Source organism: Streptomyces sp. NPDC057638, assembly GCF_042800315.1.
In the GTDB taxonomy this organism is placed as follows: Bacteria; Actinomycetota; Actinomycetes; order Streptomycetales; family Streptomycetaceae; genus Streptomyces.
This window is the reverse complement of sequence record NZ_JBHVHF010000013.1, coordinates 39,001-59,307: the sequence shown is the minus strand read 5'-3', so window position 1 is coordinate 59,307 and position 20,307 is coordinate 39,001. Positions and strand designations below refer to the sequence as shown.

At 73.6% G+C, this 20,307-nt stretch carries 18 protein-coding genes; 6 read left to right on the top strand and 12 right to left on the bottom strand.

All coding sequences use genetic code 11. The features are described 5' to 3' along the window. Nucleotides 1-87: 87 nt before the first annotated feature. Complete coding sequence (locus tag ACFVIM_RS03545) at nt 88-1,254, bottom strand: S8 family peptidase (RefSeq protein WP_384297845.1); 1,167 nt, start codon at nt 1,252-1,254, stop codon at nt 88-90. An 870-nt stretch (nt 1,255-2,124) separates the two neighbouring features. On the opposite strand from ACFVIM_RS03545, the gene ACFVIM_RS03540 reads away from it, so the two are divergent. Beyond that, the gene (locus ACFVIM_RS03540; protein ID WP_384297843.1) at nt 2,125-2,826 is read left to right on the top strand and encodes an NAD(P)-dependent oxidoreductase; all 702 of its coding nucleotides are present in this window, start codon (nt 2,125-2,127) and stop codon (nt 2,824-2,826) included. Between the two features lie 175 nt (nt 2,827-3,001). Here the strand turns inward: ACFVIM_RS03540 and ACFVIM_RS03535 are convergent, their stop codons facing one another. The 7 genes from ACFVIM_RS03535 to ACFVIM_RS03505 form a co-directional block, all read right to left on the bottom strand. Beyond that, complete coding sequence (locus ACFVIM_RS03535) at nt 3,002-3,769, bottom strand: TetR/AcrR family transcriptional regulator C-terminal domain-containing protein (protein WP_384297841.1); 768 nt, start codon at nt 3,767-3,769, stop codon at nt 3,002-3,004. A 218-nt stretch (nt 3,770-3,987) separates the two neighbouring features. Further along, nucleotides 3,988-4,440: a redox-sensitive transcriptional activator SoxR gene (gene soxR / locus ACFVIM_RS03530; protein WP_384297839.1), complete on the bottom strand. Its 453-nt coding sequence runs from the start codon at nt 4,438-4,440 to the stop codon at nt 3,988-3,990. A gap of 202 nt (nt 4,441-4,642) precedes the next feature. Next, entirely contained in the window at nt 4,643-5,587 is a 945-nt protein-coding gene (locus tag ACFVIM_RS03525; RefSeq protein ID WP_384297837.1) for a DUF4184 family protein, read from the bottom strand. Nucleotides 5,588-6,165: 578 nt separating this feature from the next. Then, on the bottom strand, nt 6,166-7,110 hold the full coding sequence (locus ACFVIM_RS03520) for a hypothetical protein (protein ID WP_384297835.1): 945 nt from the start codon (nt 7,108-7,110) through the stop codon (nt 6,166-6,168). Further along, entirely contained in the window at nt 7,107-7,445 is a 339-nt protein-coding gene (locus tag ACFVIM_RS03515) for a PadR family transcriptional regulator (RefSeq protein ID WP_384297833.1), read from the bottom strand. Before ACFVIM_RS03515 ends, ACFVIM_RS03520 begins: the two co-directional genes overlap by 4 nt. A gap of 60 nt (nt 7,446-7,505) precedes the next feature. After that, nucleotides 7,506-8,510, bottom strand: coding sequence for a hypothetical protein (locus ACFVIM_RS03510; RefSeq protein ID WP_384297832.1), 1,005 nt, complete (start codon nt 8,508-8,510; stop codon nt 7,506-7,508). A gap of 306 nt (nt 8,511-8,816) precedes the next feature. Then, a complete protein-coding gene (locus tag ACFVIM_RS03505; RefSeq protein ID WP_384297829.1) occupies nt 8,817-9,491 on the bottom strand; it encodes a TetR/AcrR family transcriptional regulator in 675 nt (224 codons plus the stop codon). Nucleotides 9,492-9,639: 148 nt separating this feature from the next. On the opposite strand from ACFVIM_RS03505, the gene ACFVIM_RS03500 reads away from it, so the two are divergent. Further along, nucleotides 9,640-10,365: an NAD(P)-dependent oxidoreductase gene (locus tag ACFVIM_RS03500; RefSeq protein ID WP_384297827.1), complete on the top strand. Its 726-nt coding sequence runs from the start codon at nt 9,640-9,642 to the stop codon at nt 10,363-10,365. A gap of 51 nt (nt 10,366-10,416) precedes the next feature. Here the strand turns inward: ACFVIM_RS03500 and ACFVIM_RS03495 are convergent, their stop codons facing one another. Beyond that, a complete protein-coding gene (locus ACFVIM_RS03495) occupies nt 10,417-10,884 on the bottom strand; it encodes a hypothetical protein (protein WP_384297824.1) in 468 nt (155 codons plus the stop codon). A 627-nt stretch (nt 10,885-11,511) separates the two neighbouring features. Between ACFVIM_RS03495 and ACFVIM_RS03490 the strand changes: the two genes are divergently transcribed. Next, nucleotides 11,512-12,210, top strand: coding sequence for a LuxR C-terminal-related transcriptional regulator (locus ACFVIM_RS03490; protein WP_384297822.1), 699 nt, complete (start codon nt 11,512-11,514; stop codon nt 12,208-12,210). Nucleotides 12,211-12,351: 141 nt separating this feature from the next. Here the strand turns inward: ACFVIM_RS03490 and ACFVIM_RS03485 are convergent, their stop codons facing one another. The 3 genes from ACFVIM_RS03485 to ACFVIM_RS03475 all read right to left on the bottom strand — a co-directional run bounded on the left by ACFVIM_RS03485 (nt 12,352) and on the right by ACFVIM_RS03475 (nt 17,227). After that, entirely contained in the window at nt 12,352-12,966 is a 615-nt protein-coding gene (locus ACFVIM_RS03485; protein ID WP_384297819.1) for an RICIN domain-containing protein, read from the bottom strand. A gap of 218 nt (nt 12,967-13,184) precedes the next feature. Continuing rightward, nucleotides 13,185-14,432: a LuxR C-terminal-related transcriptional regulator gene (locus ACFVIM_RS03480; protein WP_384297817.1), complete on the bottom strand. Its 1,248-nt coding sequence runs from the start codon at nt 14,430-14,432 to the stop codon at nt 13,185-13,187. Nucleotides 14,433-14,641: 209 nt separating this feature from the next. After that, nucleotides 14,642-17,227, bottom strand: a complete 2,586-nt coding sequence (locus ACFVIM_RS03475; protein ID WP_384297814.1) for a PEP/pyruvate-binding domain-containing protein — start codon at nt 17,225-17,227, stop codon at nt 14,642-14,644. A 591-nt stretch (nt 17,228-17,818) separates the two neighbouring features. Here ACFVIM_RS03475 and ACFVIM_RS03470 point away from each other — a divergent pair. From ACFVIM_RS03470 to ACFVIM_RS03460, 3 genes are read left to right on the top strand one after another with little or no spacing between them, the layout of a single operon-like run. Continuing rightward, nucleotides 17,819-18,838 carry a helix-turn-helix transcriptional regulator gene (locus tag ACFVIM_RS03470; RefSeq protein ID WP_384297812.1) on the top strand — a complete coding sequence of 340 codons (1,020 nt, stop codon included), beginning with the start codon at nt 17,819-17,821 and terminating at the stop codon, nt 18,836-18,838. Further along, nucleotides 18,835-19,584: an SDR family oxidoreductase gene (locus tag ACFVIM_RS03465; RefSeq protein ID WP_384297809.1), complete on the top strand. Its 750-nt coding sequence runs from the start codon at nt 18,835-18,837 to the stop codon at nt 19,582-19,584. The genes ACFVIM_RS03470 and ACFVIM_RS03465 overlap by 4 nt, the downstream gene beginning before the upstream one ends. Continuing rightward, nucleotides 19,577-20,188 (top strand): hypothetical protein, encoded by a 612-nt coding sequence (locus ACFVIM_RS03460; RefSeq protein ID WP_384297807.1) that lies wholly within the window; start codon nt 19,577-19,579, stop codon nt 20,186-20,188. Before ACFVIM_RS03465 ends, ACFVIM_RS03460 begins: the two co-directional genes overlap by 8 nt. The last annotated feature ends 119 nt before the right edge of the window (nt 20,189-20,307 follow it).

Genomic DNA, 20,307 nt, shown 5'->3' with positions numbered 1-20,307 from the left:
GTGTCCGGCCGGGCCCGGGGCCCACGGATGGCGGTCCATCCCGTCCATCCCGTCGTGGTGGCGAACGGGTGGGGACGGATCAGCGCGTCAGAGGGTGGACTTGAACAGCAGGCGGTTCGGCGTGCCGCTGATGTTGCCGCGGATCACGTTCGGCGTGCTGTTGTTGATCACCCAGTTGTTGACCGTGGCACTGGAGGCGTCACCGTAGGCCGACTTGTAGAGTGCCGCCACACCCGCGACGTGCGGGGCGGCCATCGACGTACCGTTCATGCTGGTGGTGCCGCCGCCCATGCGGGTCGAGATGACACCCACGCCCGGGGCGTAGAGGTCGGTGCACTGGCCGTAGTTGCTGAACCCGGCCTTGGCGTCGCCCGAGTCCGAGGCGGCGACGGAGAGGGCGCCCGCGGCGCTCGCCGGGGAGAAGTTGCAGGCGTCCTGGTTGCTGTTGCCCGCCGCGACCGTGGTGTGGACACCGGAGTTGGCGAGGGCGGTGGCGGCGTTGTTGAGGGCCGCCGAGTAGCCGCCGCCGAGCGAGGCGTTGGCGACCGCGGGCTTCACCGCGTTCTGCCGGACCCAGTCGAAGCCCGCGATGATGCCGGAGAAGGAACCGGAGCCCTGACAGTTGAGGACCTTCACTCCGCGCAGCTGGACGGCCTTGGCCACACCGTAGGTGGCGCCGCCGACCGTGCCCGCGACATGGGTGCCATGGCCGTTGCAGTCCGCACCGTTGCCACCGAAGGCGTCGAAGACATTGCGGGCCCGGTTACCGAAGTCGGGGTGGCTGGTGTACAGGCCCGTGTCGATGATGTACGCGGTGACACCCGCGCCGGTGGCGTTGTAGGTGTACGCGTTGTTCCGGCCGGTGCGCTGGTCGATACGGTCCAGCCCCCAGGTGGGGTTGGTCTGGGTCGCCGTCGAGGCGGTCTTCTGGTCCTCCTCGATGGACTGGATCCGCGCGTCGGCGCGGAGCGCGGCCAGCTGGGCGGAGGTCAGCGAGGCGGCGAAGCCGTTGAGGACCTCGTCATAGACGTACTCCGTCGTGACCGACTTCGACGCGGCGACGGCGGCCGCGTCAGAGCCCGCCTTGACCGTGACGATGTACTGCCCCTTGATCTCGCTGGCGGCCGGGGCCTGGGCGACCGCGACCAGCGGGGCGGGGGTCGGGGCGGCGGAGGCGGCGGCCGGTATCAGGGCGATCGGCAGGGCGAGACCGAGGGCGCCGACGGTGAGGGCGCCGAGGTGGGTAGTACGCATGGGGGGCTGACACCTTTCGTCGTCCGGCCGGGCTGAGCCATCGGCCGGTGAGTGGGGGAACGCGCCCGCTGGGGGGAGTCTGGGGATCACCCGCCGGGGAAGCGGGGCGGGGCGCGGAAGGTGGAACAGCTCGCCGCGCGAGGCGGCGGTGACGGTGGTGCGAGGGCCGCCGCACCAGGTGGCGGCGGTGACGGTGGTGCGAGGGCCGCCGCACCAGGTGGCGGCGGTGACGGTGGTGCGCGTCGTCGCGCCAGGTGGCGGCGGTGACGGTGGTGCGGGAACACATGGTGGAACGGGGTTCGCGGCGACGAGGACCGCGCTTCGGCCGGACGGCACGCCCCTCGTGACGTCACGTCAGGCACCCAGGGACAACGGTGGTTCACGAGCGGGATCGCCGCTTTCCGGAACTCCGTGTCCGCTGTGCGTGCGCCAACATACCGGCATGACGGTGTGTTGGCCATGCTTGAAATGAGCATGACTCATAGGGATACTGCCGGGCCGCGAGACAGGGTGCGGGAGGGCGCCTCCGACAGATCAGCCCGCGCCGAGGGCAGTCCTCATGCGCGGTGCGGATACCACGGAGTCCCAGCTGGCGGACGGGACCACCTCGCCGGGAGAGAGGCGCCGACAGCCCACCTCCATCACGCGGTGATCGAGCCCGGCCGCCAGCCCGACAGGCCCTCACCGCACACCTCACGGCCTGCGGGCGCGGCCCGCGTCCGCAGGCCGTGACTCCCCGCCCCACAACTCCCCCGCCCCACTGCTACATTGGCGAACCACTGGAACAGCGTTCGAGGGCACGAACATCGTTCCAGTGACAGTGACAGGAGGGCCGCCTCGGTACCTCCAGGCCTCGGAGCGGAGGAACACATGAAGCTGATCATTTTCGGCGCGAACGGCCCTACCGGTCGGCTGGCCACCGCGCAGGCGCTCACCGAGGGCCACTCCGTCACCGCCGTGACCAGACAGCCCGGCGACTTCCCGCTCAGCGGCGCCGGGCTCCGGGTCGTCCGGGCCGATGCCCTGGATCCCGATGCGGTGGACCAGGCGATGGCCGGTCATGACTCGGTCATCTCGGCCTTGGGCGTGCCCTACACCAAGGGGCCGGTGACCGTCTATTCACAGGGCACCGGGAACATCGCCGCCTCGATGGCCGCGCACGGGATCCGGCGCCTGACCTGTGTCAGCTCGATCGGTGTCAACTACCAGGACGCGCCCGGTGAGGCGCTCGTCTTCCGCAAGGTGATCGTGCCGGTGCTGCTCAGGCTGGGGCGCTCCCTCTACGAGGACGCGGCCCGGATGGAGGAGCGAGTACGGACCAGCGGCCTGGACTGGACGATCATCCGTCCCGCCGGACTCTTCGACGCCACGACCACCACCGACTACACCGTCAGCACCGTCCGCCACCCCGGCTGGTTCACCTCACGCAACGATCTCGCCGACGCGCTGGTACGGGAGGCGGTCGACGGGCGGTCCATCGGGTCCGTGGTCGAGGTGATCACCACCGAGGGCGTGCCCGGCTATCCGCGTGTCTTCCTCAAGGAGGCCCTGCGGATCGGTGGCAAGCGCTGAGCGGAGGCGGGAGCACATCAGAGGGAAGGGCACGGGTCCGTCCGCGCGGGCGCCGGGACGGACCGGCCCACTCCCGTAGCTACGGTGAGAGGTGCGGCCGTACCTCTCACCCGTCTCGCCCGCCGCAGGGGCCGACATCCGGCGGAACGGGCTCCGGTCACCGGCGGGGCGTCGCTCAGGCGCCGGGGCCCACCCGTCGCGCCAGGCCGTCCAGCACGAACTCCAGTCCCAGCCGGAAGTTCTCCTCCCAGGCGTCATCCATCAGATACGCGCCCCCGACGAGCGTGGGGTAGTCGTCCCGGCTCAGCCGCAACCGCTCCTGCGCGGCGGCGCGTTCCTCGTCCGGCCAGCACAGACTGGACTGACTGGCGGTGGAGCCCTGGACATGGCTGTACAGCAGCCAGCAGGCGGCCTGGACCTCCTGGCCCCTGAATCCCGCCCGGACGAGCGTGGCCTGGAAGAACTCCATCCAGCTCAGGAAGTTGGGCCCCAGCATCGGCCGCCGGCGCAGCGGCAGAGCCGCCGACCAGGGGTGTCGCAGCAGCATGGCCCGGCAGCCGGAGAGCAGGGCGACCACGTCCTCGCGCCAGGCCCCCACCCCACCGGCGGCGGGCAGCGGCGCCTCCGCGAAGATGGCGTCGACCGCGAGGTCGATGACATCGTCCTTGGTGTCGACATGCCAGTACAGCGTCGTGGCACCGGCCCCGAGCCGCTCCCCGAGCCGGCGCATGGTCAGCCGGTCCATGCCCTCCTCGTCCAGCAGGGCGACCGCCGCGTCGACGATGCGTTCCCTGCTCAGTGGCGGCTCGGACGCCGCCGCCGACGGCAGTCGCAACCAGACGTTCCGCGTTCCGGCGCCGCTGTTGCCACGGCCCGTGCCCCGTGCTCCGCCCGCCATGGCCAGCGCCCCCGCCTTTCGGCCGATCGTGTGATGGGGGCTCACCCTAGTACAGGGATCGATACGCCCGTACCCGGCTCGGGGTGCCGGTCACCGTACGGGACGGTGTTGGTGCCTGCCGGTCAGGCGGCCGGGGTCCCGTCGTTCCCGGACCGGCCCCCGGCCGACCGCCGGGTCCGCCCCTCGCGTTCGGCCTCGTCCAGGCCATGGGGCTGGGGACCCAGCGGCGGCCAGGAGCCGCCGCGACACGAACCCCCGGCCGGTCAGTCGTCCTCGAAGAGCAGCCGCGGGCCCGCTCCCCGCACCGCGAGCGCGTCCTCGGGATTGAACACCCGGCAGCGCTGGAGCGACAGACAACCGCAGCCGATACAGCTGGTGATCTCCTGCTCCAGGCGCTCGATCTCCCGTCGGCGTGCCGCCAGATGCGCGGCCCACCGCACGGAGATGCGCTCCCAGTCCCGCTTGCCCGGCATCCGCTGGTCCGGCAGCCCGGCGAAGACCTCCGCCACCTCGGCCAGGGGAATGCCCAGGCGCTTGGCGACCAGGATCAGGGAGAGCCGCCGCAGGACATGCCGCCGGTAGCGGCGCTGGTTACCGGCGGTGCGCTCGGCGGAGATCAGCCCCTGCGCCTCGTAGAACCGCACCGCCGACGTCGCCACCCCGGCCCTGCGGGCCACTTCGCCCACGCTCAGCAGATCACTCGGGCCCTGCCCCACGGCGGCTCCTCGACTTCACGTTCGGTTGAAGTTCCAGCGTAGCCCGCCGTCGCGCCCGCCAGCCATGCCCCCCAGGCTCTGTCCACCAAGGTGGGGACACGTCCACGAGCCGCCCCGGCCTTTCCGCCGCCGCTCCGGCGCCGTCGGCGGCAGATCCGTACCCGTATCCACCCGAGGCGAGAGACATCGCGCCCGCCCCAGGTCAGCGGTGGGCGCGGGCGTGGTGGCCGCGCGGTGGGCGCGCGTACGGTACGAGACGCAGGTGCCAGGTGGTCGCGTACAGCAGCAGGGCACCGATGAGCCAGGCACCCGTGCCCTTGGCCGCGTCGGACAGCGCGTGTTCGGCGACCGTGGGCCAGGGAGCCCGTTCGGTCCTGCTGGGGTAGGTCTCGCTCACCACGCCGTTCTCCTCCTGGACGATAGGACGGCTCATGTCGTAGACGGTCACCGTCCGGTACGTGTCGATCCCCCGCGTCTGGGTGGCGGCACCGGCCAGGGCGGCCAGCACGAGGGCGGCGATCACCGTCCAGCGGACCGGGCGCGCGGCACACGGCCGTGGAACCGTACGGCCGGTACGGGCCCGACGGCGGAGCAGATACCCGGCCAGGGCCGCCAGGCCGATCGCCGTGCTCAGATGCTGAAGCAGCCGGGCCAGGGTCAGTCCGCCCAGCACGGGATCACGCAGGAACGCCACCCGCGTGACGGCGTACCCGTCGGCATGGGTGAAGGAGTCCCACACCAGATGGGTGGCGATGCCGATCAGGGCCGACAGCGTCAGCCACGCTCCCTGGCGGACGTACCGCGCGGCGCCGCGCGGTACGGCGGACCCGGTAGCGGAGGTGGTGCCGGTGTCCGGGAGCCGGAATCCGGCCGGAAGGAGCGCGCTGACCGGTTCGCGCAGCAGGTGGTATCCGGCGAGCAGGGCGAGCGTGAAGGGGAGGGTGACCGTGAGGACTCCGGTCGGCGTGTGCGAGGTGGTGGCGTTGAGGTAGGGCTCGTACCACGCGCCCGCGTACGACCGGATGCCCGAAGTCGCGAGGAAGTAAGGGACATCGGGCGCCATCGCGCCCGCCACCAGGGCCGCCGGGACGAACGGGCGGCGCAGCAGCGGAAGGACGGCGGCCGGGTGGGACAGGGTGAACGGCACCGCGGGGCACCCCTTCGCTCGGATGGCCCGCTCCGGCGGCGGGCCCGCGCGGGGCGGGCCGGTGGCCGCCTCGGCCGACGGCGGCCGGGTCGGGTGGGAGGGACCGGAGGAATAGTACGCCAGCAAGACTATTCCGTTGGAGTGACTATGTCGAGCGGAGGCGGTCCTCCGCCGACGGGCAGCGGGAGGGCCGGTCGCTGACGGGGTTCGGCCGGGGCGGTCCGGGCGGCCCGGGCGGAGAACCACCCGCGACCGGGGCGGGCGGGCGCCCCTGAGGTCATGGGCGGATGCCCCGAGCGGCCGGGGCGGAGCGTCCGTCATAGCCGCACCAGGTGCCCCGCCCCGGCGGCTCGCGGGCGGCCAGTCGCCCCCTCCACGGGCGAGCCCCTGGCCAGGACACGGCGGGGACTCGAACGGGCTCAGCCGCCAGGCCCCGAGGGAGGATCGCAAGGCGGAGGATGGGGGCACCCCCACCCGGGCCGCCAGGCCCGGGTGGCCATCGGCGATGGGCGGCAACGCTGAGGGAGGCACGCGAGCCCGGCGAGATCCGCCAGACAGGCCCTCAGCCGCTCCCCGGCTCAGCGCGTACGCGAGCGGGCGCGTACCGCGGTGACAAGGAGCGCCAGGACCGGAAGTGTCAGCGCGAGCACGACCATGCGGTCGGGGCCGGAGCCATACCGGACCCCGTCGAGCGCGTGGGCCACCAGCGGTGGGGAGGCCACGATCATCGCGGCCGTCTCCCGCAGTCCCGAGGCCCTCGGCCGTGTCCGCGGCGTCCCGCCTGGCCCGCGACGCCCACTCTCTTTCTGTTCCCTGTGGGCCCGCAGCGCGCACACCACCCCGGTAGCGGTGAGGACCAGCAGCGGCCAGGCACCGTACTCGGTACTGACACCGCTGACCACCCCCACCTCCACGGCCACGACGGGCACCCAGGCGGCTCCGCCCATCGCCACGGCGACCGCGGACACACGGTCCCCCGGCCGCAGTTCGGGCGGACAGGCCAGGACCACGGCGATGGTCAGCAGCGCCACCACCGGAACGACCACCCGGTCCCCGTACAGCCATGGCTGGGTCAGCGCCAGCGCGCCCGTGACCAGGAGTCCGCAGACGGCCGCGGTCACCCCCGCCGCCCAACGGCCCGTCAGGGCGACCACCGCACCGGCACAGACCAGCAGCGAGGAGAGCAGGCCCAGCGCGAAGGGCGCGTCGAGCGTCCGCAGGGACAGCAGGACCGGGCTCGGGGAGACGACGAGCCCCTCCCACCAGCGGGTCAGCCGGATCGCGGCGACGACCGCCGCCGCGACGAGCGCGAACGGCGCCGCCGAGGCGAGGAACCGGCCCAGGTCATCGGCCGGGCCCAGTCCCGTCCGCACCCGCAGCGCGTGCGCCGCCAGGTCCGCGGCCTCGCGCAGCCGGGCCCGGCGGGGCAGGCCGGCCGTCATCTCGCGGTAGGTGTCGGCGATCTCACCGCCGTACGCGGCCCGGTAGCCGGGCGGGTAGAGCCGGAGCAGCCGGGCGATCACGCCGTCACCGAGGCGCCGCCCAGGCCCAGACGCCGCCGGGCCTCCCGGACCGCCACGGCCAGCCGCTCGGCCTCCAGGGCGAGCCGCTCGCGGCCCGTGTCGGTCAGGGCGAAGATCCGGCGCGCCCTGCCGTCGACGATCTCCTCCTGACGCACCTCGATCAGCGCCTCCCCGACCAGCCGGTCCAGCGCGCCGTACAGCGCGCCGGTCCTCGGCACCACCCGGCCGTCGGTGATGGCCTTGACCTCCTGGGCGATCGCGTACCCATGCCGGGGCGCGTCCGCCAGGGCCGTCAGCACCAGCAGCGCCAGTTCCTGCATCGCCCGCTCGCTCATGGGCTCAGGGTATGCCGTGGGGTGGCGCGGGCGGGATCCGGGCGGCGGGGCGCGGTTCCGTCAGGTCAGGGCGTGGGACCAGAAGCGGGCCTTGTAGAACCTGGCGCCGGTACGGACGGAGTCGGCGCGGCCGGAGAAGCCGATCGTGTCGCTCCACCACTCGTTCGCGGTCGGGGCGTCCTGCCAGAACGACGTTCCGTCGGGGAGCCGGCCGAAGGACTTGGTGAAGAGCCAGTCATGGATCCTGACGGGAGGAGCGAAGCCCCACGCGCCCGTCGCCGTGTCGCGCTGGAGCCTGGTCTCCCAGATGCCCCGGCCGGGGTTGGTGGCGTCCCCGCCCACGGTGTAGAAGATCGTGTCGGAGGAGTAGTCGGGCTGGACGTCATGGCCCGCGCCGACCAGCCCCAGCGAGGTCTCCAGCGCGAGGCCCGTCACGCTGCCCGCGGCGTCCGTCACCAGACGGTACGCGCGCAGCTCGCCCTCGCCGGTGGCCACCAGCAGCTCGTTCGCGTCGTCCCACCACACCCCGCGCGCGCCGCGGAAGTCCACGCCGAAGCTGTCCGCGAACGACATCGACGGCAGCCCGCCGGGGGTCGGCGGCACGAAGACAGTGAGGCCACCGCCGTTCTGCCAGTCGCCCGCGGTCCGGCCGAAGACCCTCGCCCGGGAGCTGGCGGTGACGATCACCCCATGCCGCTCGATCCGCTCGATCGCGTGCGGGTTCCCCGGCACGACCGCCGACCAGACGACCGACTTGTCGCTCTCCCGGATCATCGCCACACAGCCGCCGAGCTCCGAGGTGCCCGAGGAGGTGGAGACCAGCACGGCGCCCCAGCGGGTGGTGAGACGGCGCTTCACGTCGGAGAGCCGGTACCACGGTGAGGTGTTGGCGTTGGACGGGGCGGTCCAGTACCAGCCGGGGGTGCCGTTCCAGTCCGCCGTGCCGTTGCTGAAGCGCTGGATCTGGTTGGCGCCCTGCTCGACCGTCAGGATCAGATAGTTCGTCGCGGCGGTGGCGGGCCGGGCGGCCGCCGCCCCCGCCACAGCCGCCAGTCCTGTGGCCACGGTTCCCCGCAGCAGTGCTCTTCTCCGCATTCGCCCGGCCTCCGGATCGTCGAGGGTGAAAGGGGAAACCGTGCCATGGGAGGGAGCGGGGCGACAAACACGGCTCATGCCCCGGTGGGCGCACGAGCTGTATCGCCCCGGGTGGTCCGGGCGCGCGCTCCGCCGTTCGCGTCGCGCGCGCCGCGTCCGACGGTTCGCCGCCTCCGAGGTTCGCCGCGTCCGACGGTTCGCCGCCTCCGGATGCAGCGCCCGGGTTCAGCACCTGAGTTCGGCGCCTGGAGCCAGGCTCCCATCAGTGCCCGGGAGTCATCGCTCGTCGGGACACAGGGCGTCCAGGATCAGGCCGAAGCCGAAGCCGAACTCGTCGCCGTAGGTGTAGCCGGGTTTGAGGACCAGTTCGGTGGCCAGCTCGGTGAGATGGGGGTAGGCGTCGGCGGGCATGGAGTTCAGGATGGCGCCGGCGACCTCCTCCACCTCCTCCGGGCCCTGGAGTGGCAGGCTCAGTTCCTGGATCACGAAGCCGTACAGATAGCTGTCGATCAGCGAGACGGCGTGCGCGGCCATCACGACGGAGAACCCGGCGGTGCGCAGCGTACCGATGACGGCATCATGGTGGCGCAGCGTCGCCGGTCCCGGTGTGGTGCGGGAGTCCAGCAGGCCGACGGCCCAGGGATGGGAGCGCAGCACGGCACGGGCGGAGTCCGCCCGGTGCCGGATCGCGCTCTTCCAGTCGGTGTCGCGCGGTGGCAGGTCGATCTCGCCGAAGACCGCGTCCACCATCCCGTCGAGGATGTCCTCCCGGCCGGAGACATGGTGGTACAGCGACATCGCCTCGACGCCGAGGGGTTCGGCGATGGCCCGCATGCTGAGCGCCGCCAGCCCCTTCCGGTCCGCGACCGCCACCGCCGTACGGATCACGTGCTCACGGCTGAGCGGCGGGCGCGCCGACGTTCCGCGCCGCCCCTTGCGTCCCTCGGGCATCCGTCCCTCTCTCTCGTCTCGGTGCCTCGGTGTCCTGGCACACCGTCAGCAGCCTGTCTCCGCCCTGTCCATTGACCACCTTATGACATAAGGCTAACTTGCCTTATGCCATAAGGTAAGTCTCCGGGAAAGCGGGAAAGGCTGTGCCATGGGATCGGATCGCATAAAGAAGGTCTGTGTCGTCGGAGCCTCGGGGAAGCTCGGGCGGTACATGGTCCAGCACGCGCTGGACCGGGGCTACGAGGTGGTCGGCGTCTGCCGGGAGGCCAGCGTGCCCAAACTCGCCGCGTTCGAGGGGCGGATCACCGTCATCCCCGGACCGACCAACGACCCCGAGGTGATCCGGCGGGCGGTGGAGGGCTGCGACGGGGTGCTCACGGTGCTGGTGCCGTGGGGCGTGCGGAAGTACTCCTCGGGTACGGCACAGGCCGTGCTCGACCACGCCCGGCCGGGCGCGCGCCTGGTCTTCTCCTGCGGCTGGCACATCACCCGCGACGGCAAGGACCGGTACGCGTGGACGCTCGCCGTCGGCGTGCGGATCGCCACGGTCCTGGGCAAGCTCGTACGGGCCGTCGAGATCGACGACCAGGTGGAGGCGTGCCGCCGGATCTTCGCCAGCGACACCCGGTGGACCGTGGCGCGCGGCAGCACCCTGCGGGAGGGTGCCAGCCAGGGCCTGCCCATCTGGCGCAGACATGTGGGCGACCCGGCCCTGGCCAGTGATCTGACCCACCGGGTGGACTACGCGCTGTTCATGGTCGACGCGCTCACCAATGACGCGCTCGTCCGTGAGGCCCCGGCGATCGTCGGCCGGGGCACCCCCAGCGCCCTCGCCCACGGCGGTGACCGTCAGGACCACGGCCACCGGGCGTGAGAGGCGCGGTGGTCCAGCAGGGGCGGGCCACCCCGGCGGCGGGCCGCTCCGTCAGCCGTCGTACCCGGCCCCGGCGGAGTGGACCGCACCCGGGCGGAGCCGGGGGAGGACCCGGCGGATCTCCTCCTCACCGGCGTCCTCCACCTCGATGGCACCGGCCACGCGAAGGTCCAGATGGGCGAAGCGTGGCGCCAGTTCGGCCAGGGCGGCCAGCGGTTCACCCGTGCCGTCCTGGCGCTGGATGACCAGGTCCCTCAGCGACAGCCGCTCCAGCCCGGGCAGGACCGGGGAATCAGCGAGGGCCCGCAGCACCTCGTACGAGGTGGCGTCGAACTCCATCCGCGCGAGGTCCAGGCACCGGAGCCGGGGATACGGGGACGAGCCCAGCTCATCGAGCTGTTCCAGCGGGCAGTAGCCCCCGAAGACATCGCCGCCCATCTCGGCCTCCCAGGACGTCAGCCCGGCGGCCCACCCCAGGGCGAAGCCGCGCCCGGTCCTCGCTCCCGCTCCCCCGCTCACCGGCGTGTTCCAGCCGGATCGCCGCGCCCCTCGGGTCATCCACCGCCGTCAGCGCGTCCGCGTAGGCGAGCCAGGCCTCCCAGTCATCGCTCTCCGGGATGTCCGGCGTCATGTCGGAGTCAGGGGAATCAGAAGCGGAAGCAGGAGCAGAAGCGGAACTCGCAGTGGGGTCGGAAAGGCTCATGTCGTTCTCCCCGTACTGGCCATGGGCACCGGACGGCTCCGGGCCCACCCTCGTGAGCGGCACCTTAGACGCGGCCTCTGACACAGGTCCCGCGTCGCGGGCCCGGTTCCATGGGGGGTGTGTCAGGAGCCGCGCGGGGCCCGCACCACGAGACGGGTGGCCATCCCGGTGGCCGCGTCGCCTCGTCGCGCCGAAGCACCCGCGTCAGGGGCCGGATTCCGTCCAGGACCCCAGATTCCTGGGGTACGCGGCGGCGGGGCGCTCTGAGAACCTCCGTCCTGGCTGTCGAGGTCGGCGGAGCCGTATCCGGCCGCTCCGGATCTCCGGGCGGGACACCACGGGTGAGGGCCTGTCCTTCGGTACCTCACTGATCGCGCCGACGGGACCGCTCCCGCGGCGCGTCCGTGCCGGAGGGTCCGCCGTTGAACAGGGGGGAGAGCACAGTGAATGACACGTCCGAGGTCACCGTCGTCATCGTGGACGAGGACCCGGTGTTCCGACTGGGCATGACGGCGCTGCTCGGATCGGTGCGCGGGCTGTCGGTGGTGGCCGAGGCGGCCACCACCGTCGAGGCCGTCGCCGTGGTCGAGCGCCACCGGCCCCGGGTGGTGGTGATGGATCTGCGCGCGGGCCCGGGGCGGGAGTCCGGTGTCGACGCGGCGCGACAAGTGCTGCGGCTGCGGCCTCAGCCCGCCGTCCTGGTGATGACCGGGGTCGACGACGGCGACTCCGTACTCGTCTCCCTGCGTACGGGAGCGCGCGGCTATCTCCTCAAGGGGGCGAGCGCGGCCGAGGTGGAACGCGCGGTGCGCGCGGTCGCCAACGGGGAGATCCTGCTCGGTCATGGCGTCGCCCGCCACGCCCTCGCCTGTGTGGCCGGCCCGCACCCGGGCGGCCGGGCCCCGGTGCTGTGCGGGCTGACGCCCCGGGAGCATGAAGTGCTGGATCAGGTGGCCCGTGGGCTCGACAACGAGATGATCGCGCGCCGACTGGCACTGAGTCCGAAGACCGTACGGAACCACGTCTCCACCATCCTCACCAAACTCCAGGTCAACAGCCGGGCCCAGGCGATCGTCCGGGCCCGGGAGGCGGGGCTGGGCGGGGACGGGCCAGGCGGAGCCGGGCTGGGCGGGGGGCGCTGAGGGCGCGACCCCCGTCCCGGGGACCGGCCCCTCACCGCGAGGGGCGGTCCCCGGGCGGGACCTCAGGGGCGGGCGTGTCCCCGGCGGGAGTCCTGGCGCGGCCTCCCGCGCGGCCTCAGGCGTGTCCGTCAGGTGTGTCCGTCAGGCGATCCGCCAGTGCTGGTTGATCTGGCCCGCGCCCAGGCAGTCCCACAGCTGCACCCGGCCCGGGTTCTGGTCGATCGTCTGGAGATGCCCGTCCAGACAGCGGTTGTTGGTCTCGACGGTGATCTGGTACGTGTTCGGCAGGTTGGTGACCGGTCGCATCCGCCAGTGCTGGTTGGTCTGGGCGGGGCCCACGCAGTTCCAGACCTGCATCCGGGTGCCGTTGGTGCCGATGGATCCCCAGTCGGCGTCCAGGCAGAGCCCGCTCGTCGCGCCACGCAGCTCGTAGTAGCCGCCCGCCTGGGTGTAGACCCAGGCGATGTCCCAGCGCTGGCGCGGGTCCTGGGCGTCGCAGTTCACCAGCCGGGCGTCGGAGCCCGGGACATCGCCCCGTGCCTGGAGACAGCGGTCGTTGTAGCGGTTTCTGATGGTGACCTCGCCCGCCGCGGCCAGCGCCTTCGCGGTGGCCGACGGCGCCCGGTCCGCCGGGGCGGCGGCTCCCACGGGGGCTGTTCCCACGGGGGCCGGTGTCGCCTGCGCGGTGCCCGCGGCGACCAGCAGGGCGGCCGGGACGGCGACGGCCGCCAGGGCGGCGGTCAGGGACTTCCCCATCGTATGTACCTCTTCTTCCGGTTGTGGATGAATCGCTCTGTTTCGGCGATGGACGTCATCCTCCGGGGCCCGGTGTCCTGGGCACACGGGGCCGATGTCCCGTCCCTCCGGGCAGTTCGCCGGAGCGCGGTGCGCCGGGCGACCGGGGGGCGCCGGGCCCAGGTAGCGGCGCCGAGCGATCAGGGCCCGGCGGTACGGTCACGGGCCCGGCGGTACGGTCAGGGCTTCCCGTCCCGGTCTCCGCCGGGACCTCGCTCCCCGGGCCCCGCCGCGGGGCCGCGTTCCCCGGGCGCCGCCGCGCCGTCCGCCGCCGGAGGTACGGCGGCCGTCAGCAGGCGCGGCTCCACCTGCCGGGTGAAGAGCGAGGCCACCAGATCACGACGGCTGCGCACGCCGGTCTTGTCGAAGATCGACGTCAGATGCTCCTGGACGGTGTACGCCGACAGACGGGTCCGCCTGCTGATCTCCGCCGTGGAACTGCCCCGCAGCACCAGGGCGGTGATCTCGCCCTCCCGGGCGGTGAGCCCATGAGCCGCCATGATCAGCGCGAGGTGCTCGCCAGGACCGGCCGCTTCGACGGCGACCGCGATCCGGGCGGCGCCCCGTCCTTCCAGCCGCCAGGCGTGCAGCCGGACCCGGCCCCGGGTGCGGGTGTGCCCCCATGAGGTGAGGGAGCCCGGGGAGCCGGGTCCGCGTACCGCCGCCGCGACCGCGTAGAGGGCGGGCGGGAGCCCTCCCTCCGTCGGCCCCGGCGGGGCGTCACCCGGTGCCCCGCCCACCGGTCCCGGGTCGTCGGGGGCGGGCAGTTCGTCCAGCCAGAGCCCGGCGGTGGAGCTGAGCTGCACCGGAACGTACTCCTCGTCCAGCAGCACCAGGGCGGGGGCGGGATCGCCGCCGGGGCCCGGCGGATCGTCGTCCCCGGCCCTGCGGGCGAGATGGAGCCGGCGCAGGCTCTCCCCCAGCGGCTGGGCGAGGGACCGGGCCAGAGCCTCCTGCCTCGGGCCGAAGGGCGGGGTGTCCCGGCTGATGCTGAGGATGAGCGCGCCCCAGACCCCGTACCGGTCGCGCAACAGGATCCGTACCTCGTCCGTGAGTCCGAGGGGGCGGATGATGTCCCGGTAGCGGGGGCTGCGGTCGCGGACACCGCCGACCGCGTCCCCGAGCAGCCGCACCGGCGTGGTGCCCCGGGCCAGTTCGGGCAGTCCGTTGACATCGCCCTCGCGGTACTCGATGTCGAGCATGCGCGGCAGATAGCGGAGCGGAACGGCCCGCCGGTAGTGGCCACCGGTGTTCATCAGGGTGCCGGGGTCGACGGTGATCCCGGCCCAGACATCGGACCTGAGCACCGGGCGCACGGCCCGCATCACCCCGTCGAAGAGTTCGTCGACCCCGTTCGCCGCCGCCGCCACGCGCACCGCGGCCTCCCGGACCCTGCCGACCCCGCCCGTTCCCCCGTAGCCCACCATGACCGCAGCGTAGAACGGGCCCCTGGGAGCCACCCCGGGGTTCGGCGCGCGTCGCCGTGGTGGGTGTCGCCGCCATCGGTGAGGCCGTGATCCCGGGCCGGTGGCGCGGCGGTCGCGGGCCGGTGTCCGCCGCGGCGGGCGCGGTCCCAGGTCCGTCACGCCGATCACGCCGATCACGCTGGCCACGTCAGTCACGACCGGCGCGGCGGTCACGGTCCGGTGGCGTGGACCGACACCACCCCCGCGCCGCCGTCCACCGTGACGATCTGTCCCGTCCGTACGGCGTCCATCGCGCCCCGCACACCGACCACGGCGGGAATCCCGTACTCCCGTGCCACCACGGCCCCATGGGAGTTGGCCCCGCCCATCTCCATCACCAGGCCACCGGCGGTGAGGAAGAGCGGGGTCCAGCCGGGGTCGGTGGACGGTGCCACCAGGATCTCGCCCGGTTCCAGCCGGGCGCCGACCGGATCCCCGACCACCCGGGCCGGTGCGGTGACCGTCCCCGCCGACGCCGGAGTGCCGGTGAGGGAGCCGGGGGCGGCCGGTTCGTGGGGCGGCTCGGGGGCGGTGCCGTCCGAGAGCAGCACGCGGGGGACGGGTCTGCGGCGCAGTTCCCTGGCGTAGCTCTCCTTGCGCGCGGCGATCGTGGCGCGCAGATCACCAAGCTCCGTCGCCGTCCCCGTCGCCGTCCCCGTCGCCACCCCCGTACCCACCCCCGTCTCCATCTCGTCGAAGTCGAGGAAGAACACATCGTCCGGGGCGTCGATCCGGCCTTGGGCGTGCAGCCGCGTCCCGTGTTCTGCGACGCGTTCGCGCACCACGGCCAGCACCCGGACCGCGAGGTACTTCGGGTACTCACGCAGTCCGGCGAGCAGCCGGGTGCGGCGCAGCGCGAACCGGACCAGCGGGCCACGCGCCCCGGCGCGCCGGGCGAGGCGCTCCACCATGGCGTCGGCGTCGGCACGGGCACGGGCGAAGACCGCGTCCGGGCGGGCCGCCGGGTCCTCGACGTCCAGGAGGTTGGCGAGCACGCCGAGGAGCTGGGAGGGATCGTCGGACCAGCGGGGCAGCCCGAGGTCGATCTCGGCGACGGCGCGATGGCCCCAGCGGTCCAGGAACGCGGCGAGGCCCCGCTGGGCGGTGCCGGGGAGCGCGCCGTCGTGGTAGGCGCGGGCCAGTTCGCCGACCGTACGGCCGGGATCTCGGAAGGCCCGCGCGGCGGCGGGGTCGGCGCGGACGAGATCCGCGAGGTCCCCGAGGGCCAGGTCCATCGCGGTGGTGACGTTGTGCGGCAATCCGCGCAGTACGGTCTGGAGCTCCCCCGGTTCCGTACGGACGATCCGGCCGGTGAGGGCGAGCAGCGCGTATCCGGTGAACGCGGCCGGGGCGATCCTGGGCAGTACGGGCACGATCTGGTCGCGCAGCGCGCCCCGGACGGTCGTGGCCCGCGCCCCGGCCACGGTCTCCCGCTCCAGCCGGTGCGCCGCGCGCACCGCGTCCCCGGGGCGCAGGAGGGCGCGGCCCAGGCTGGACGGGACGTGGAACCGCCGGGCGAGCAGCAGCGCCCGGCGCAGGGCGGGCCCGACCGAGGTGGAGGTGAGGGCCAGCCGCGGATCACGCGCGCAGAGGCCGGTGAGCACCTCGGCGGATCGCGCCTCCATGAGGCCGAGCAGTCTCAGGACGAACGCGCGGCCGATCCGGTCGCGCAGTACGTGGGTGAGATCGAGGAAGATTCGCTCGCCCGCCTCGGTGTAGCCGGTCGCCGCCGGGTCACCGATCAGGATCGCGTTGGCGGACCGGGCGATCTCGCGGAACGCGGCCCGCCCGGCGGGGGTGATCGGGCGCTCCAGGCCCTGGGCGAGGCTGAAGCAGAAGTAGACGTGGAAGCCGTCCCGTTCGGGCAGGGGGAACAGGGTGGTGACGGGCCGGGCCTGGGTCAGGTGGAGCGCGCCGTCGGCGTCGATCGCCCACTCGATGTCCTGGGGGCCGCCGTAGTGGTCCCGTACCGCGCGTCCGAGGGCGGCGAGACGGCGGATCTGAGCATCGGTCAGACAGGGTTCGCGGTCCGGCTCGGCCGTGACGCGTTCGGTGCCACCGTCCGGCAGGGGCCGGATGGCCAGCCGTTTCTCCCCGGTGCTTCGCTCCACGATCGTGTCGCCCTCGGTGACGAAGTGGTCGGGGTCCACGGCACCGGAGACGACGGCCTCACCGAGCCCGGGGGCGGCGTCGATGACGGTCCGGCGCCGGTCTCCGGTCACGGGGTCGGCGGTGAACAGCACCCCGGAGACGGCCGGGTCGATCATCCGCTGGATGACGACGGCGAGCTGAACGGAGTCCTGGGGAACGCCGTTGGTCTCGCGGTAGACGACCGCCCGGTCACTCCACAGCGACGCCCAGCAGCGCCGGACCGCGTCGACGACCCGGTCCGCGCCGATGACGTTGAGATAGGTGTCCTGCTGACCGGCGAAACTCGCCGAGGGCAGATCCTCCGCCGTGGCGCTGGACCGCACCGCGACCGGTACGCCGTCGCCGAGCGCGCGGTAGGCGCTGACGATCTCCTCGTACACCCGCGGCGGTACGGGGGCGTCGAGCAGCGCCCGCCGGGCGGCGGCCGGGGTGAGGCCCGGCAGCGCGCGGGTGACCCGCACCGCCCGGTAGGCGTCCGTGGTCACACAGAAGCCGGGCGGTACGGGCAGTCCCGCGCGGGTCAGCTCGCCCAGATTGGCGGCCTTCCCGCCGACGAGCGCCGCCTGGGTCACGTCGACGGCGCGCAGATCGATGACGAGCGGCATGCGGACCTCCAGGGGGCGGCTCCGGCCGGGGAGCCGCGGACTTCGGCGGGTGGCTCCGGCCGACGGGCCGGAGGGCCGGGGAGACCGGGGGACCGGGGGACCGGGGGACCGGGGGCTGGGGAGCCACCGGCCGGGCGGGGCGGACGAGGGCGGGGTGGACGAGGGAGGGCGGGGCAGGTGCTGGGCGGACGAGCGCGGGGCGGGCGCGTGGGGTGTCGGGTGCCCCGCACGGCGGAGCCGGTTCGGCCGTTTCCACGCCCGCCCTTCATGTACCACGCCGAGGGGCGTGTGACGCGGGGCGACAGGCGTCTTCGTCCGGACCGCTCGGTGGTGGAACGGCCCCGCCGGGTACCGGAGCGGGACTTCGGGGCCGGGGGTACGGGAGTACAGGACCCGGGTTCGGCCCCCGGTCCGGGCGGGAGCGGACGTACGATCCCGGGCCCGGAGCAGACGCGACCCGGCACCCGGCACCCGGCACCCGGCACCCGGCACCCGAGCGGACGTCCGGCGGTTCCCCTGTGGCGCGATCGTTCAAGACGCCCCCGCCCGGCCCGGCCTACCGTTCCCGCAGAGCGGAGCGAGAGGACGGTCATGGAGGAGTACGCGAGCGCCAAGCTGCTGGCGCTGGTCCAGCAGGCGCTGGCGGCCGAGGGCATCCGTGTCGTCGCCCCCGTGAGCGGCGGCGCCCAGCTGCCCCTGGCCGAGAAGCGCCGGTTCCTGACGGAGGTAGCGCATGACCACGGTCTCCTGCCGTTGCTGCGGGTCGGCGCGCTGATGCCACGGGCCCCCTCCGATCCCGCCGTCGCGGCCCTGCTGGGCGCCGTCGACCCGCATGACCTCGTCGAACGCTGGCGGCGGCTGGAACGGTTCACCCACTCCCGGCACCGCGTGGTCGTCCGGGAACGCGGCACGGGACATCTGGTCGTGGAGCACGCCGGGCCGCCGGGAGCCCCGCCCGACCCGGCCGAGGACGCCCTCGTCCTCGGTGTGCTGACCGCCCTGCTGCCCCTGTGCGGGGCGCGGGACCTCACGGTCACCGTGGGCGGCGCCGACCCGGTCACCGTGTTCTCGCACGGCGCCTTCACCGCGCCCCCGCCCCGGACGGCGAGCGGTCTGTGGCGGTTCACCTGGTCACGGTCACGGGCGACGGCCTCGCGGGGAGCCCGGGCGGCGGAGCGGGACGGTCAGCACACCGAACACACTCAGCACACCGAGCGCATCGAGCCCACCGAACACACCGAAGACGAGGCGGCGCGGGCGCGACGGCTCCTCACCGCCGACCCCGCCCGCCGCTGGACCCTCGGCGCCCTCGCCGTCGAACTGGGCGTTCCCACCCGGAGCCTCCAGCGGCGGCTGTCAGGGGCCGGTGGCTTCAGCGGACTCCTGGGAACGGTGCGTACGGAGCTGGCCGCCGAGCTGCTGATGCGCGGCGAGCACACGGTCAGCGTCATCGGCTTCGCCTGTGGCTACGCCGACCAGCCGCACTTCACCCGCCACTTCAAACTCCGTACCGCCATGACGCCCGCGGTCTACCGCTCGGTCTTCCAGCGCCCCACGCCGGGCCGGGCGGCGCACCCGGACCAAGAACCGAAGCAGAGAAGGACACCATGAAGCTCACTGGTACGACGGTCCTCGTCACGGGCGCGACCCGTGGCGTGGGCCGGGCCCTGACCCGGCAGCTGACACAGCTCGGCGCGCACGTGGTGGCCGTGGGCCGTGATCCCGGCGGACTCGCGGCACTCGCGGACGCGCACGGCGACCGGGTCTCGGCCGAGGCCCTGGACCTCGCGGACCCCGACGCCGTCGACGCCTACACCGACGCGCTCCCCGACCGCCACCCCGGCCTCTCCGTCGTCATCAACAACGCCGGGGTGCAGCACCTCAGCGACTTCCTGACCACCGAACCACGGGACGTCCGGCCGGTGCTGCGCCGGGAGCTGGCCGTGAACCTGGACGCCGTCATCACCCTCTCCACCGGCCTCCTCCCCCATCTGCGGAAACAGCCCTCGGCCGCGATCGTGAACATCAGCAGCGGGCTGGCCATCGTGCCCAAACCGTCGGCGCCCGTGTACTGCGCCGCCAAGGCCGCGGTCCGTGCCTTCACCCGGTCCCTGCGCTACCAGTGCGAGGACGGCGCCCCCCAGGTCCGGGTGATGGAGGCGATCCTCCCGCTCGTCGACACCGACATGACCGCGGGCCGGGGCCGGGGCAAGATCAGTCCGGCGGAGACCGCACGGGCGGTGATCGGGGGCATCCACCGGGACCGGCCGGAGATCTACGTCGGCAAGGCCCGGTTCCTGCCCGCCCTGATGCGGGTCGCGCCCTCCCTCGGCTACCGCTCACTGCGGCATGGCTGACGCCCCGGCGGCGACGGCCGTCCCGCCCGCTCCCTCCACCCGTGCCGGACGCCTGCTGATACGGCTCGACCGGGCGGCGGACCGGCGGTGGTTCCTGCCCGCGCTCGCCGCCTTCCCGCTCAGCGACTACGTGCTGCCGTTCCTGCCCAACCAGATGCTGCTCATGGGGGTCTCGGCGCTCCACCCACGCCGCTGGCCGGTGATCGCCCTGACCTTCGTGACCGCGTCCGTCGTGGGCGCCTTCGTGATGGCGACGGCCATCCAGTCGGCCGGGCCCTGGCTGCTGGAGGCTGTGGGCGTCGGCGAACTGCCCGCGGCCGGCGCGTTCGTGACCGAGCACGGCGCCCTGGCGCTCGCCGTCCTCTCCCTCCTGCCCTGGACGCCCCGGGTGACCGTCCTGCTCTGCGCCCTGGCCGGACTCCCACCCTGGTCGATCGCCCTGGCCATCCTGGCGGGCCGCCCCCTGCCCATGACGCTCCTCGCGGTCATCGGCGCCCGGGCGCCGCATCTGCTGCGCCGCTTCCGGCGGGTCGACCGGGTCCTGGCGGAGGTACGGGCGGCGAACCCGCCCCGACCGGGCCACGCGACCTCGACCTCGACCTGACCGGATCAGCACCGCCACCCCGGCCGGGCCACCGCCCCCACACCGAAGTCACCCCCACCACGGCGGAGTTCGGCACCGCCCCACGGCCCCCGGAATCACCGTGGCCGAACACCACCCAC

Excerpts from the sequence above, each read along its gene's own strand:
- ACFVIM_RS03545 (WP_384297845.1), bottom strand. The coding sequence starts at position 1,254 with ATGCGTACTACCCACCTCGGCGCCCTCACCGTCGGCGCCCTCGGTCTC.
- ACFVIM_RS03540 (WP_384297843.1), top strand. The coding sequence starts at position 2,125 with ATGAAGCTGATCATTTTCGGCGCGAACGGCCCTACCGGTCGGCTGGCC.
- ACFVIM_RS03515 (WP_384297833.1), bottom strand. The coding sequence starts at position 7,445 with ATGAGCGAGCGGGCGATGCAGGAACTGGCGCTGCTGGTGCTGACGGCC.
- ACFVIM_RS03505 (WP_384297829.1), bottom strand. The coding sequence starts at position 9,491 with ATGCCCGAGGGACGCAAGGGGCGGCGCGGAACGTCGGCGCGCCCGCCG.
- ACFVIM_RS03500 (WP_384297827.1), top strand. The coding sequence starts at position 9,640 with ATGGGATCGGATCGCATAAAGAAGGTCTGTGTCGTCGGAGCCTCGGGG.
- ACFVIM_RS03485 (WP_384297819.1), bottom strand. The coding sequence starts at position 12,966 with ATGGGGAAGTCCCTGACCGCCGCCCTGGCGGCCGTCGCCGTCCCGGCC.
- ACFVIM_RS03480 (WP_384297817.1), bottom strand. The coding sequence starts at position 14,432 with ATGGTGGGCTACGGGGGAACGGGCGGGGTCGGCAGGGTCCGGGAGGCC.
- ACFVIM_RS03475 (WP_384297814.1), bottom strand. The coding sequence starts at position 17,227 with ATGCCGCTCGTCATCGATCTGCGCGCCGTCGACGTGACCCAGGCGGCG.
- ACFVIM_RS03470 (WP_384297812.1), top strand. The coding sequence starts at position 17,819 with ATGGAGGAGTACGCGAGCGCCAAGCTGCTGGCGCTGGTCCAGCAGGCG.
- ACFVIM_RS03465 (WP_384297809.1), top strand. The coding sequence starts at position 18,835 with ATGAAGCTCACTGGTACGACGGTCCTCGTCACGGGCGCGACCCGTGGC.
- ACFVIM_RS03460 (WP_384297807.1), top strand. The coding sequence starts at position 19,577 with ATGGCTGACGCCCCGGCGGCGACGGCCGTCCCGCCCGCTCCCTCCACC.